Source organism: Thermoplasmata archaeon, from assembly GCA_015063285.1.
Taxonomy (GTDB): domain Archaea; phylum Thermoplasmatota; class Thermoplasmata; order Methanomassiliicoccales; family Methanomethylophilaceae; genus Methanoprimaticola.
This window is the reverse complement of record SUST01000003.1, coordinates 1-13223: the sequence shown is the minus strand read 5'-3', so window position 1 is coordinate 13223 and position 13223 is coordinate 1. Positions and strand designations below refer to the sequence as shown.

Annotated in this window: 11 protein-coding genes; 5 read left to right on the top strand and 6 right to left on the bottom strand. The window is 51.1% G+C overall.

Features of this window, described 5'->3' with window-relative positions; genetic code table 11:
- The first annotated feature begins 52 nt into the window (after positions 1-52).
- The 4 genes from E7Z62_02615 (at position 53) to E7Z62_02600 (ending at position 5798) form a co-directional block, all read left to right on the top strand.
- Complete coding sequence (locus E7Z62_02615) at positions 53-1984, top strand: 3'-phosphoadenosine 5'-phosphosulfate sulfotransferase (protein MBE6522007.1); 1932 nt, start codon at positions 53-55, stop codon at positions 1982-1984.
- Positions 1985-2015: 31 nt separating this feature from the next.
- Positions 2016-3572: an AMP phosphorylase gene (locus tag E7Z62_02610; GenBank protein ID MBE6522006.1), complete on the top strand. Its 1557-nt coding sequence runs from the start codon at positions 2016-2018 to the stop codon at positions 3570-3572.
- Positions 3573-3634: 62 nt separating this feature from the next.
- Positions 3635-4267, top strand: coding sequence for a serine acetyltransferase (locus E7Z62_02605; GenBank protein ID MBE6522005.1), 633 nt, complete (start codon positions 3635-3637; stop codon positions 4265-4267).
- Between the two features lie 100 nt (positions 4268-4367).
- Positions 4368-5798 carry a cysteine--tRNA ligase gene (locus E7Z62_02600; GenBank protein ID MBE6522004.1) on the top strand — a complete coding sequence of 477 codons (1431 nt, stop codon included), beginning with the start codon at positions 4368-4370 and terminating at the stop codon, positions 5796-5798.
- Positions 5799-5804: 6 nt separating this feature from the next.
- Here the strand turns inward: E7Z62_02600 and E7Z62_02595 are convergent, their stop codons facing one another.
- The gene (locus E7Z62_02595; GenBank protein ID MBE6522003.1) at positions 5805-6725 is read right to left on the bottom strand and encodes a TIGR00269 family protein; all 921 of its coding nucleotides are present in this window, start codon (positions 6723-6725) and stop codon (positions 5805-5807) included.
- Entirely contained in the window at positions 6715-7905 is a 1191-nt protein-coding gene (locus E7Z62_02590) for an AAA family ATPase (protein ID MBE6522002.1), read from the bottom strand. The genes E7Z62_02595 and E7Z62_02590 overlap by 11 nt, the downstream gene beginning before the upstream one ends.
- A 113-nt stretch (positions 7906-8018) precedes the next feature.
- On the opposite strand from E7Z62_02590, the gene E7Z62_02585 reads away from it, so the two are divergent.
- The gene (locus E7Z62_02585) at positions 8019-8978 is read left to right on the top strand and encodes a replication factor C small subunit (protein MBE6522001.1); all 960 of its coding nucleotides are present in this window, start codon (positions 8019-8021) and stop codon (positions 8976-8978) included.
- Here E7Z62_02585 and E7Z62_02580 read toward each other — a convergent pair.
- The 4 genes from E7Z62_02580 to E7Z62_02565 are packed head-to-tail and all read right to left on the bottom strand — an operon-like array spanning position 8953 to position 13168.
- A complete protein-coding gene (locus E7Z62_02580; GenBank protein ID MBE6522000.1) occupies positions 8953-9741 on the bottom strand; it encodes a hypothetical protein in 789 nt (262 codons plus the stop codon). The two genes, E7Z62_02585 and E7Z62_02580, sit on opposite strands and share 26 nt — an antisense overlap.
- A gap of 4 nt (positions 9742-9745) precedes the next feature.
- Positions 9746-10975, bottom strand: coding sequence for a phenylacetate--CoA ligase (locus E7Z62_02575; GenBank protein MBE6521999.1), 1230 nt, complete (start codon positions 10973-10975; stop codon positions 9746-9748).
- 2 nt (positions 10976-10977) lie between these two features.
- Complete coding sequence (locus E7Z62_02570; protein ID MBE6521998.1) at positions 10978-11718, bottom strand: sel1 repeat family protein; 741 nt, start codon at positions 11716-11718, stop codon at positions 10978-10980.
- Positions 11719-11722: 4 nt separating this feature from the next.
- Entirely contained in the window at positions 11723-13168 is a 1446-nt protein-coding gene (locus E7Z62_02565; GenBank protein ID MBE6521997.1) for a sel1 repeat family protein, read from the bottom strand.
- Positions 13169-13223: the final 55 nt, after the last annotated feature.

The window sequence follows — 13223 nt, the reverse complement described above, 5'->3', positions numbered from 1 at the left end:
CATGACCATGAAACGATTTATACCGCCCTCTCCCTAGAGGGGCCTGAGTGAAATGGCCGCCATAAGACTGGGAAAGAACCACCTGAGATGGTGTTACGAATGCAACCTCCCTATTCTGGAAAAGGAACAGTGTCCAGTCTGCAGCAGTCCCACCGAAGAGGTGGTCCTCACGCCCCCTGGGGATTCAAGGCCTACATTCGATCACGACATACAGTTGATCAGAAGCATCCTTGACCGTGATTACGGTGAAGGTGCAGGCAGGGCGGTAATCCCCGACGGACATGTAGTCATCCTAAACAAGGCACCTTCCCTGGACAGGATGGACGAGGTTGTCATAGATGGGGCAGTCATAGCATCATTCAGATACGATATGGGATCCGGATGGAAATTCGTAGCTAGGATGCAGGGTGCATACCGTATCGGAAAGCATTTCTCCAAAGGGTACGTGGTTTGCGATCCCGAAGCGGTTCGTTTCATAAGGGAAAGCAAGAACCTTATGGCGCCTGGAGTTGTTGACGCTGACCCTGACATAAAGTTCGGCGATGAGATAATCATAATAACGCCTGACAGAGAGATAATCGCGACCGGAATGGCCAAGATGACCGGCCCTGAGATGGTCGAATCCACGAAAGGGGTTGCGGTCAGGACCAGATGGTATAGGCCTGAGGAATTCAGAGACCTTACCGATAAGAACAACTCCTGGGATCAGGCTGTTAAGGCCAACGAAGGGGTAATAAAGAGAAGGGTAGACGAGGCCGTCGGATTCATCAAGAAGACGATGGAAAAGCAGAACCTTCCGACCATCGTCTCATTCTCAGGAGGTAAGGACAGTCTTGCTTCACTGCTCTTGACATTGGATGCTGGATTGAAACTCCCGGTTCTTTTCGTCGACACAGGATTGGAATTCGACGAGACGGTCCAACATGTGCACGATGTGTGCGAAAGACATGGTCTTCAGCTCATTGAAGAAAAAGCACCGACAGATGCTTTCTTCGGAAACTTGGTGTACTTCGGACCCCCTGCAAAGGATTACAGATGGTGCTGCAAGACCAACAAACTGGGCCCCACCGTAGGCGCCATCAACAAGCACTTCCCTGACGGTGTCCTGTCATTCATAGGTCAGAGGAAGTACGAATCAGAACAGAGGAACTCCAAACCGAGGGTCTGGAAGAACCCCTGGACACCGGGTCAGATCGGTGCATCGCCTATACAGAACTGGTGCGCAATGCACGTTTGGATGTACATTTTCTACAAGAAGGAACCCTACAATATCTGGTACACGAGAGGACTGGACAGAATAGGTTGCTTCCTTTGTCCCGCATCAGATCTGGCCGAGTTTGATGCCATCGCCGGACAGAGCAAGAGATGGGATGATTGGGACAAGTATCTCGATGAATACATGAAAGACCGCGGTCTTCCCAAAGAATGGAAGGAATACAGCCTTTGGAGATGGAAGAGCGCACCCAATTCGATCAAAGAGGAGGTTCAGAGAGTGTCTGGAAAAGAGGTATCGGAACTTACGAAACAGACGAAAGCACCCGAGAAGGGCCCTATCACCATAAAGGTCCAGGACGGGTACTCGCCCTGCACCATCGGTTACAGTGTCGAAGCCGCCCTGTCTAGACCGATAGATCTCGAGAAGGTCAGGCCGTTCTGTCACGCCATCACATGGATAGTTCCGGAAAAGATCGAAGGAGATTACATTGAGCTCGGGGGCGCCACACTTTACGCCGAAGGTTCGATCATCAGCAAGTCAGGTTCGGAATTGGATGCCAGAAGGACCATCGACCACATCTTCCAGCTCATAATGCGCGGAGAGCAGTGCGTAGGTTGCGGCCTTTGTGCAGCCAGATGCAGACCTGGAGCCCTCTACATGGAGGACGGAAAGGTCCACATCCATGAGGACGAATGCATATTCTGCAGGGAATGCTTCGGGCCCTGCCCATCGGTGAACTTCGCCAGAGGAGAAGAGTTCGAGCAATAAGCACTAATTATCTGTCATCCATTCGGCAGACATGAAGCTGACCGTACGGATGTCCGACATCACCCTCTCCGAACCAGTTGTACTTCTAAGCAGGGACGACTGTCTCGAACTGGGTGTGAATCATAACGATCGTATCCGCATTACCGGAGACCGTTCGATAGTATCTTCCCTGGTGATGTCAGACAAGGTTGTCAGCAAAGGCATAATCAGTATGCCTTCCACCATCATGAACCGCTGCGGAGCGATCGACGGCGGAGAGGTAGATGTCGCGTACTCCCCTATGCCTGAATCCGCCAGATCGATACGCAAGAAGATCAACGGAGAAGAACTATCCAAAGAGGAGATAGAATCCATCGTCAACGATATCATGGACGGAAACCTTTCCGAGAAAGAGATTTTGGCCTTCGTATCATCATTCAACATTAACAATTCCAACCTCACTGAGATCGCGTATCTCACAAGGTCCATGGCATCAACGGGATCAACTGTGGATTTCGGAAAGAAACCGGTTGTTGACTTCCACAGCCTGGGAGGAGTGCCCGGCAACAAGATCACGCCCATTGTGGTCTCTATTGTGGCATCGGAAGGTCTCACGATCCCCAAGATGTCCTCTCGTGCAATCAGCAGTGCATGCGGCACATCAGACTATGTCGATACCTTCTGCGATGTGGAGATGGATACCGAAGAGCTTCTGAAAGCTGTGGATAAAACCAATGGAGTCTTCGCCTGCGGGAACGAGAACTATGCACCTGTCGGAAGCAAGATAATCAAAGCCGAGCGGCCGATGGGAATCGATCCTTGGCCGGTGATGATGGCATCCATTATGAGCAAGAAGGTATCAATCGGCATTACCCATCTGCTAGTGGATATCCCCATGGGATCAGGATCCAAGATCCATGACATCGAAACGGCCAGAAGATTTGCCAGAACCATCATCGACCTCGGCACCATCCTGGGCATACACATCGAATGTGCTGTATCCCGTGCGGATCAACCGATCGGGAAGGCTATCGGGCCGATATTGGAAGCACGCGAGTGCATATCCGCCCTAGAGGAAGGACAGGGAGACCCCGACGTCATGGAAAAGGCGTGTGGCATGGCCGGAATCCTGTTGGAGATGTCTGGAGAGAAGGACGGTCAGTCTAAGGCCTATGACATACTGAAATCCGGACGTGCACACCGCAAATTCCTGGAGATCGTAGAGGCTCAGAATGGGGACCCTGGACTGAAATCGAGCGATCTGGTTCCCGGAGGATTCGTGAAGGATGTCCATGCGAAGAGATCGGGCATCGTACAGTTCATAGATAATGCAGGAATGGTTGCAATCGCGAAAGGAGCTGGTTGCCCGAGCGACCTGGGAGCCGGGATCGAGCTGCTATGCAAAAGAGGCGAAAAGGTCGAGAAGGGCGATACACTCTTCAGGATCTATGCTGAGAACCAAAGCAAACTAGAGCGTGCCATCGAATCGGCCAGATCCCGCCGTCCTATGGAAGTGCAGGACAGACCGATCAACCCCTCAGAAGACATGATGATCGAAAGGATTCCGTCCAAGGAGATGCTGGACCTGATAAGATTCTCGAAGGACTGACGATTATTCTATATCGACGGAACTAACCTTTTTAAATTGTTGGCAGATGTGATGTTGATATCATGAAGGTGGATCCGGACGATCTTGCAGTCGCAATGGAGAATGATCCCGCTCTCATAGATGAGAACGATGCGATCAAATACCACACTGGACTGCAAGCCGTGAGCATGTATAGGGAGAGCCACGAGCTTTGGCTCAAAGGAGAGAAGGAAAAGGCCAGGGAAATCAACTACAAGGCCCACCAGCTCACAGGATGTGACATCCACCCCGGAGCAACCATCGGAAAGAGGTTCTTCATCGACCATGCGACCGGCGTCGTCATCGGTGAGACCACGATCATCGGCGATGATGTTTCGATATATCAGGGAGTGACCTTAGGCGGAGTGTCCACAAGCAAAGGTAAGAGGCATCCTACCCTCGGAAACCACATCGTTATTGGATGCAACGCTTCCGTTCTCGGCAACATCACCATAGGCAGCTATGTCCGTATCGGGGCAGGCTCTGTCGTCCTGAGCGATGTCCCTGACGACTGTACCGTCGTCGGAGTTCCGGGCAGAATCGTCAGATACAAGGGGCTGAAGGTCGAATGCGTATTGGACCACAGCGATCTGCCCGACCCTGAGGAGGATGAGATCGCTCAACTCCGTCAGGAGATAGAGGATCTGAAGAAACAGATTGCAGAACTCAAGAAATAAACTTCAATCGCAGGGATGCCGCAGGACGATTTACCCGCGGCATTCCCGCTTTCTCCGTCCGAGACATTATTTACATCATTCTGGATACGACATCGATCACATGTCGCTGATGATCCATAACACCCTGACGAACTCCAAGGAGGAGTTCAGGACAATCGAACCCGGAAAAGTGAAGATGTATGTATGCGGAGTCACCGTCTACGACGACATCCACATGGGACATGCCAGATGTATGATCGTATTCGATACGGTCGTACGCTACCTAAGGTACTTGGGGTATCAGGTCACCCACGTCACGAACTTCACCGATGTGGACGATAAGATCATCAACAGGGCAGCCGCTGAAGGCATCGAACCCCTGGAGCTCTCTGCGAGGTATATCGACAAATACTTCGAGGACGCGTCCAAACTAGGAATCAACAAAGCGGATATCTACCCCAAGGCCAGCGAATGCATCGACGACATTATCAGGATGGTCCAGAAGATCATCGACAACGGTTTCGGATACGTCACCAGCGACGGAAGCGTATACTTCTCCATCGACAAGGTCCAGAACTACGGAAGGCTTGTCAAATCCAAGCTCGAGGACATGTCCTCTTCGGGACGCGTCCAGATGGACGATGAGAAGAAGAACCCGATGGACTTCGCGGTATGGAAGGCGGCGAAGCCTGGAGAGTGCTCCTGGGATTCCCCCTGGGGAAAGGGAAGGCCGGGATGGCATATCGAGTGCTCGGCTATGATCGACAGATATCTCGGAGAGCAGATCGATATACACGGCGGAGGAAACGACCTCATATTCCCCCACCACGAGAACGAGATCCTCCAGACAGAGGCTGTTACCGGCAAACCTCTGGCCAACTATTGGATGCACAACGGTATGCTCCAGGTCAAGGGTCACGGTATGACCAAAGAGGAGAAGATGTCGAAATCACTCGGCAACTTCTTCACGGTCAAGGATGTCGCTGCGAAGTATGATCCTCAAACTATCAGATTCTACTTCCTCAACACCCACTACATGAGTCCGCTCCTATACGGAGAGGACATGCTGGAGGAGGCAAAGGCAGCCAATTCCAGGATCATCAACAACTACAAGGACCTCAAGTCCTACGTCAAGAACGCTCCCGAAGGAGATGCTGACGCTAACGACTGCTGCGACACCATAGAGCAGTACAGGCAGGCATTCAGGGATGCCATGGACGACGACTTCAACACCCGCCAGGCGATCGAGGTCATCTTCCAGATGGTCAGGGCCACTAACAAGGCCATGAACGAGAAGACGCTCTGCAAGAAAGCGGCTCAAAAGCATATCGACCTCTTGGACGAGTTCAATGGTATCCTGAACATCATCCCTGCGCAGGATGGAGCAGACGACGGAACACTTGATGACGTTATGAACATCCTGATAGACCTTCGCGCAGAGCTCAGGAAGAACAAGATGTACTATCTGGCCGATATGATACGCGACAGGCTCAAAGAAGCAGGCGTCGTTCTTGAAGACTCCAAAGACGGAGCCAAATGGAAGAAGATTTGATTCGGTTCAGGATTTCCCCAGTTTCTTCCTTGCGTCGTTCAGAAGATCGCAGGATTTGCATCTCTTGCCCACGGTGGGCTCGCCGCATTTGCACAGATGCAGATTGGATGTCGTGTATTCTTTGTACAGCATGGGCCTGAGAGTATCGTATGAGGAGACTATACTGTGCCTCGAACCCGGAGACCTGTCCTCCAGTTCATCCACAATGGATCTGTACTGATTCCTCAATGCCTCCTGCCAATACGGGCACTCCCCGTCCCAGAACTCTATACCGTTTACCATCGCATAGAGGAGGCTCTCCTTCTCCGGGATCAGCCTCAAAGGAAGGAATCTCGGGATCAATCCCGGCTGTACCCTCTCATGAGGGCCTAATCTCGCCAGCCTCTCGACATCCCCTCTGACGAAGTTCATCATGATGGATTGGGCCATGTCATCCAGATTATGACCGGTAGCCAGGAACTTGGCACCGATGTTCCTGGCCTCATCGTTCATGAGTCTCCTGCGGAACACGCCGCAATAGGTACAGGGGCTGCTATCCCTTGACAGAGGAGCGATCTCATCCATCGTCACCCCCAATTCTGAAAATGAACGCAGATGGAATTGGATCCCTTTCTCCTCGCAGAATCTCCTTACGATGTCCACACTGGGAGGGCGATATCCGTCGATCCCTTCATCGATCGTTATCGCATGTACGCCGATCCTGTTCCTAGGGCCGAAAACATCGCTCACGAGTTTGAGAGCGACCATACTGTCCTTCCCTCCGGACACCGCTACGGCTATCTGGTCTCCAGGATAGACCTTGATCTGTTTCCTTATCTCCCTCTTGACCCTCTTCTCTACGAACCTGGAGAAATCATCTGCACAAAGATGCATCCCGTTGTAGCGGATGAATGTGACCGCTTCCGAATTGCATTGGTCACATTTCATCGTCATCCTCTCTTCCGGACAGCTCGGAGTCGAGCATATCGGCCACTTTCACCGCAAGCACCTTGGACGGGATGTCAGGTAACGACACGGTAGTGGTCCTCCCGCCTTTTCCGGAGGATGAAACACGTGTCTTCACAAGACCGACCTTTTCCAGATCCTGAACGTATCCCCAGAACTGCGTATGTTTGCGTGCAGGCACCTCGTATTCCTCGCATACGATGGCATAAGTCTTCTCCGCAGCAGATATCGTGATCATCACATTCTGTTTCATCGCACGGGCGATGGCCAGCAATGTCAGTTTCTTGTTCAGGTCCAGAGTCTCTATCTTGGATTCCGAAACCACGCTGTATATGCCTGCCTTGGCGGCACGTATGTTCTCCACAGTGACCTCTCCGGCAGAATCCTCTTCCGCGAGATTGGCCGCCCTCTCGAGAATCTCTATAGCCATCCTCGCATCACCAAACTCTTCGGAACTGTCTGCGATCTGGTCCAGGACATCTTCGCTGACCCTGCCCGGAAGAAGTGCCTCCTCAGCCCTTTCTTTCGCAATCTGCCTCAGCTCATCCCAGCTATATCTGTCGAAACGGACCATAGTGGTACGTTTGAAGGTCGATGCCGATGCCTCGTCCATCATACCATAGATCGACTGCTGCGAGATCAGTATGAGTGAGACCGGAGCAGGCTTGTTGGCATCGTCGGAAAGCCTTGTTATCTGATAGAGGATGTCTACGGTGGACTTCTTCAGCAGAACATCCACTTCGTCCAGGATGACGACAATCGGTTTCTTGTTCTTCACAAGATGATTCTTCAGCGTGCGGGCCATGTTCTCGACTGAGAACCCTCTCTCCGGATACCCCTTGTCGAAATATCTTATGAGATTGAATATTACGCCCGATTCAGAATTGTTGTTTCTACAGTTCACATAGATTATGTCCAACGCCATGCCCTTGTCCGAACAATAGTCCTTCATATCCTGGCAGAACCTTTTGGCCGTGACGGTCTTACCCGTACCGACCGGACCCATCAGGAATGCGTTGCATGCGCGGTTGTACTCTACCAGAGGACGGAAAAGGACCTCCATATCATGCATCTGTCCCTCTCTGTTGACCAAGTTCTTAGGAACATAGTCATAATCGAACTTGGAGGGATCCTTGATGATACTAGAAGATTTCTCGAACATCTGTGCACCTTTCGTGGTTTATTGCTGGACGGAATCCACGTTTTCTGGGTGATTCGACCATGTCTTAGTCCAATAAAACCTTTTATTATAACGCACATGGCTAGTCGATTCCAATGAACGAGATTTGGACTGAGAAGTACAGGCCCAAGACCCTTGACGACGTAGTCGGTCAGAAGCACGTGACAGAGAGGCTCAAGGCCTATGTTTCATCCAGAAACATGCCGCATCTACTCTTCACAGGACCTGCCGGAACCGGTAAGACCACCTGTTCTCTGGCCTTGGCCAAATCAATGTTCGGCGACGAATGGAAAGGGAACTTCATTGAGCTCAATGCCTCGGACGAAAGAGGAATCGATGTCGTCCGCGGAAAGATCAAGGAATTCGCCAGGACAGCACCTCTCGGAGGAGCGGAATTCAAGATCATCTTCATGGACGAGGCCGATGCGCTCACATCCGATGCTCAGGCCGCCCTCAGGAGGACGATGGAGAAGTTCTCGGGAATCTGCCGTTTCATCCTTTCATGCAACTATTCATCGAAGATAATCGATCCCATCCAGTCCAGATGTGCTGTTTTCAGGTTCAAGCCCCTTACATCAGATGATGTGAAGGAATTCCTTCAGAACATCGTGGACAAGGAGAATGTCGAAATCGATGAGGATGCGATGAACGGACTCATCCATGTCGCCAGAGGCGATATGAGGCGTGCGGTCAACTCGCTCCAGGTCGCGGCCTCCCTCGGAAAGAAGATCGACCTCGATGTCATTTATCAGACCACAGGAATGGCGAACCCGCAGGCGGTCAAGAACATGATCGAGACGGCATTGGACGGGAACTTCATCAAAGCCCGCGATATGCTGGATGACATCATGATCACATTCGGGCTTTCCGGTCAGGATATCATCAGACAGATACACTCCACCTTCTTCGACCTCAGCATAACGGATTCGGAAAAGGTCAGATTCATGGACAAGACCGGGGAGATCGAGTTCCGTATCGTAGAAGGCAGCAACGAGAGGATCCAGCTCGAAGCTCTGCTGGCCTATCTGGTCATGCTTGGCGGAAAATCGAGATGAACTTCGGGAGCATCTTATCCTTTACTTCCTGAAGCACCTCATCAGAGGAACACATCATCAGTATTCCGTATCTATCCGCTAATTCCTTATCGTAGATGGCCCCAGCCTTCTCGGCTATGTACATGCCGGGCATGAAATCCCATATCTTGTTGAGGAATCTTAGATGAATATCTGTCCTGCCTGCAGCCAGATATGTGAAGTCCACACAAGCTGCTCCGAATACCTTGAATCTAGCTATGTCAGAATAACAATCGTGGAAGACCGATGCCTGAGCATCCCTGAATTGCTGTGACCTCCTGCTGAAATCACCAGTAGACATCAGACACTGATTTAAGGGTCTCGGATCACAGGTATGTATCCTGTTCCCATTGAGGAATGCACCCTCATCGGAAGCGGTGAACATCTCATCGAACACGGGCAGATAGATAGCGGATGCTTTTGGAACACCATTCTCCATGAAGCATCCCTGGATACCAAAGAATGGGATGCCTCTAGAATAGTTCATCGTTCCGTCGATAGGGTCTATTGCCCAACAGCGATTCGACAGCTTCGCATCCGGGTTGGTCTCCTCAGATATTATGGTATCATCTGGAAACTCGCGGCGGATGTCCTCTATGATCGAGTTCTCGGCTCTTATATCGGAATCGGTCACCACATCATACGAGCCGATCAGTGTGGATTTCTCCTCAGCGGAACGGTCTCCGGCAATAACGATTCCAGCAGCTTTCCTTACTGCCGACACGAGTACGTCAAGTTCTCTCATGGGATCAGTAACGGTTATCGAATATGCGATTGGTCTTCTTCTCGCTTCTCGGCAGATACCCCATGTCAACCGCCTTGGGGATGACTGTTACGCCTATCTTCGATTTGACCTTCTCAACCAGTTCCTTTTCGGCGTTCTCCCTGTCAGTTCCCGTTGCGGGGGTCTCGAAGTAGAGTGTGATCATGTCCTTACCCTCGAGATGATCGATCATGATCTGATACTCACTGGTAGCATCCTTCATCGTAGCCAGAACTTCCTCGAACTGAGCGGGGAACATATTGACACCTTTGACCTTGATCATGTCATCTGTACGGCCGACTATGATGTCTATCCTCGGGAACCTTGAACCACACGGACACTCGCCTGGTATGATCCTGGTCAGATCATGTGTCCTGTACCTTATTAGCGGCGCACCCTCTTTCCTGAGTGTTGTGATGACCAATTCTCCGAACTCTCCATCGGGAAGGTTCTTACCGGTCTTCGGATCGATTATCTCGAAATAGATATAATCGTCCCACATGTGGATCCCGTTGCGGTAATCACAGCTGATACCGATGCCGGGGCCGTATATTTCGGTAAGCCCATAGATATCGTAGAAATCCACTCCCAGCTCGTTAGCGATGCTGTTACGCATCTTCTCTCCCCAGCGTTCGGAACCGATGATACCTTTCTTCAGACAGAGCCTGTCCCTGATGCCGCGCTTCTTGATCTCCTCTGCAAGCAGGAGTGCATATGACGATGTGGCGCAGAGTACGGTGGATTTGAGATCCTCCATCATGCGGAGCTGCTTCTCTGTATTACCAGGCCCCATGGGGATTGCCATGGCCCCGAGCCTCTCGCATCCTGCCTGGAATCCGATTCCAGCAGTCCACAGACCGTATCCGGGGGTAATGTGGATACGATCCTTGTCCGTGATTCCGGCCATTACATAACAACGTTCAAAGATGATTGCCCAATCCTCTACATCCTTCTTGGTGTAAGGGATCACCACTGGCGTCCCTGTGGTCCCTGACGACGAATGGATCCTTACGATATCTTTCTCAGGAACTGCCGCAAGTCCGAGAGGGTATGCTTCGCGGAGATCCCCCTTGTCAGTGAAAGGGAGGGTCTCGAAGTCCTCTTGGGTTTTGATCTTCTCGATATCGATGTCCTTGTACTTCTTCGCATAGAATGCGCTGTGAGATTTGAGAGTGGAAAGCTCTCTGAAGATCATCTCTTTCTGATACTCGTTCATCCTCACTTCAATTCACCGTTGTTTATCTTTTCAAGCAAAACTGCGGCCTCTTCAGAACCGCGATTGGCTGCCTTGACTAACCATTTCTTTGCATTAGATAAACTATGTGTCATCCCTTGACCAGTAATGTGCATTTTTCCGAGCTCACACATGGCATCCTCGGAGCCCATTTCTGCAGCCTTGATCATGTATTTGGAAGCCTTGTTGAGATCTTTATCGACACCTCTCCCTTCCAGATACATTAACCCGAGACGATAACCTGCTTTAGGAAAATCTGCCTCGAAGCATCTGGTGTAGAACGAGATCGCTTTCGGATAGTCCACGGGAATCCCGCGACCCTCCTCGTTCATGACGGCCATGCGATAGAGGGCGATTATGTTGCCTTCGTCTGCAGCCTTGGAATACCAATAGTAGGCTTTCTCCCAATCCTGAGGTATGCCTTCCACATCAGAGTACATGAAACCAAGATTGAACATCGCTCTGGCATCGCCGAGATCCGCGGCCTTGTGATAGAGTTCCATCGCTTTGTCAAGATCTGCTCTCATTCCGAGCCCATGGGCGCGCATATGTCCGAGGTTGCAGATGGCCTCAGCATTGTTCTGGTCAGCAGCCAGACCGAACCATCTTGCGGCCTCTCTCCTGTCCTGGACGACCCCGTCCCCTTTAAAGAACAGATAACCCATTGCGACCTGTGCATCCGGATCGCCGTCCTGGGCAGCCTTGAGGACATCCTGGAATCCCATGGATTCACCTCTTGGATTTCATCACATTTAGAAGCGCTGCGGCGTCGGGATCGCCCTGCTTCGCAGCCATGTTCAGATACTTCTTCGCACGGATGTCGTTCTTCTTGACGTACTTGCCCTCATAATAGAGCTTTCCGAGATAGAACTGAGCCTCGTAGTAACCGTCATCAGCAGATTCCTGCAACAGGTTCAATCCCTCTTCCACATCCTGCTTTACACCCGAACCGGTGACCTTGAACATTCCGAGGAAGGCCTTTGCAGAAGGGTGTCCCTGTTCAGCCGCCTGGGTGTACCACAGGGCCGCCTCTTCCAGGTTCCTTTCCGTTCCCCTTCCTTCATAATAGAAGCAACCCAGACAGTATTGGGAATTGACTTCACCCATCTCAGCGGCTTCCTTGAACCATTTCAAAGCCATCTCATCGCTCTGTTCGTAATAGTAGCCGTTGCCATACATACAGGCCAGAGCATACTGGGCATATCCATTGCATCTGTTTGCAGCCTCTGTGAACCAATGCGCCGCTTTTTTGAGATCTTTAGGAATAACCTGTCCTTCGAAGCACATGTTCGCGAAATCGACCATTCCCTGCTGATAACCGTTCTCACAGCTCTTCTCCAGCCATTTCACGGCTTTTTCAGGATCCCTGTTGACTCCCTGCCCATACGCATAGCACATACCGATCTGGTATTGAGCCTCGGAATGACCTTGCTCGGCTGACTTCTCGAAAAGACGAGCGGCTCTTTTGACATCGGTATGGAACTTCTTGGGGACCATGCACAGACAGCCCAGAGCGAACTGCGCATCCTTGTTGCCCGCATCTGCGGCCTTTTCATACCATTTGAATGCAAGCTTCTCGTCAGGATCTGTGTTGCACAACCCCTGTTCATACATCTGACCGATACGGTACATTGCAGTGCCGTCCCCGCTATCGGCCGCTTTGGACAGCCATTTGAGAGCAAGGTCCTTGTCCTTGGGTATTCCCTTTCCCATCAGATACATGAAACCGATCTTGGCCTGGGCATCGACATCTCCTTCCTCGGCACAGGCCAGATAGAATCTTACAGCCTCGGCATGATTCTTTCTCACCTTGTCGTTGCCTTTATCATACATGGCAAATAATTCTGCGCTGGCAACAGTATCTCTTTGCTCACCCAGGAACCTCTTGTGAATCAGCTCATCCATTACCTCATCCGAGTTCCTCTCGAACTCTTTGGACACGATGCCTGCCTCCACAGAACCTCTCTCTGCGGCTTCCGAGAATCCTTTCTTTGCAGCAGACTGGTCCTTCTGGATCCCTCCCTCTCCGAGATACTGGAAAAGAGAAAATAGATACTTCGCATCAGAATCGTCTGATGCTGAATTCTGGGCTTCCAAAGCCGCTTTTGAAAGATCATATTCTTTCGAATGACGATCCATCAGACTGCGTGCCGATAAGAAAGGTTGCGATACCATATAGCTGACCGTCTTCCTGTTATTCACGAGCGATATATGACGGTTTTTATCGATG